This window comes from Novosphingobium chloroacetimidivorans (assembly GCF_014204535.1).
Taxonomy (GTDB): domain Bacteria; phylum Pseudomonadota; class Alphaproteobacteria; order Sphingomonadales; family Sphingomonadaceae; genus Novosphingobium; species Novosphingobium chloroacetimidivorans.
Genome location: NZ_JACHLR010000085.1, coordinates 1 through 1,172, shown reverse-complemented (window position 1 = coordinate 1,172; position 1,172 = coordinate 1). Strand labels below are relative to the sequence as shown.

Annotated in this window: 1 protein-coding gene and 1 pseudogene; one reads left to right on the top strand and one right to left on the bottom strand. The window is 59.6% G+C overall.

Annotated elements, in window-relative coordinates:
* Positions 1–224, top strand: a 224-nt coding sequence (locus HNO88_RS21955; RefSeq protein WP_184250970.1) for a hypothetical protein, incomplete at its 5' end; no start/stop codon positions are given.
* 73 nt (positions 225–297) lie between these two features.
* On the opposite strand, the pseudogene HNO88_RS23225 reads toward HNO88_RS21955, so the two are convergent.
* Positions 298–991 (bottom strand): annotated as a pseudogene (locus HNO88_RS23225) (IS6 family transposase); the annotation flags it as partial.
* Positions 992–1,172 lie beyond the last annotated feature (181 nt).

Sequence of the window (1,172 nt, the reverse complement as noted above, 5' to 3'; positions counted from 1 at the left end):
CGGGCGCGCAGGAACTGGCGCTCGAAGCGCACATCCGCTCGCGCCCTGGGATCACGCTGGCACAGGCGCAAGCATGGCTGCTGGCCGAGTACGGTATCGAATTGAGCACCGGCGCGATCTGGAACGCGGCCCGGCGGCTCGGATTGTTGTTCAAAACAAGCCCTGCGAGTCGCCGAGCAGGACCGGCCGGACGTGGCGGCAAGGCGCAAGCTGTGGTGCTGTAAGTCCAATGCGAACCGCTCTCCACACGATGCGCTTGGGTCTTTGAGGACGGCAGCTTAGCTCGCAAGGACCTGACTCAGCCAAGGCGGCTGAGCGGCGTGCTTGTAGGTATCTCGATCGATTAGATGGCGTTCCAAGCTGAAGTGGTCGTGGATGTTGGCGTGAACAGAGGCAAACTTTTGTAAGGTCTTCATCTGCCGAACCTCAGCATCGCCCGCTCTCGTCGTCGGAACGGCAGATGAGAGTTCTTCACCCGGTTGTTGGCCCAGCGGCCAACCTCCTGCTTCTCGCGATTGCCCCGCTCATTCATCGCCGCTCCGTATGAACCGAGCCCGTCAGTCGTAATTGCTTCCGGTGAGCCATAGCGCTTGAGCGCCTTCTTCATGAAGGTGAGCGCCGCAGCCTTGTCGCGGGTTCTGATAACGAAACTTCCAAGTATCTGACCTTCCTGGTCGACGGCACGCGACAAGCAGACCATTTCGCCGTTCAGCTTCACGTACATCGCGCCAAGATGCCAGCGCCAGTGGCGGAAATCCCGCATCCGGCTTATGCGCTTGCGCGGAACCTCCCCTGCGAAGATCGGCCCATACCTGTTTTACCAGAGCCGCACCGTTTCATGGCAAACATCGATCCCACGCTCAAACAGCAGATCTTCTACGTTCCAGAGGCTGAGCGGAAAGCGTACGTACCTCAGCACCACCAGCCGGATCATTTCCGGCGATGAGTTCAAGTAGCGGAACGGGCTAGCAGGCTTACGAGGACGGGGCATCCACCTGCCCTACTCGTCCCTGCTTACCAGCAGGTGCACTTGGTTTGACAGAGCCCGCCAAGGTGATCGAAGGCGCATTCGCGAGCCTTAGAGCATTTTCATGATGGGCGGAATCGGAGGGGGATTCCCATTGAGCCGATCGTGTGATTCATAGGCAGCCTCACGAAGGAGGCAGCGATGG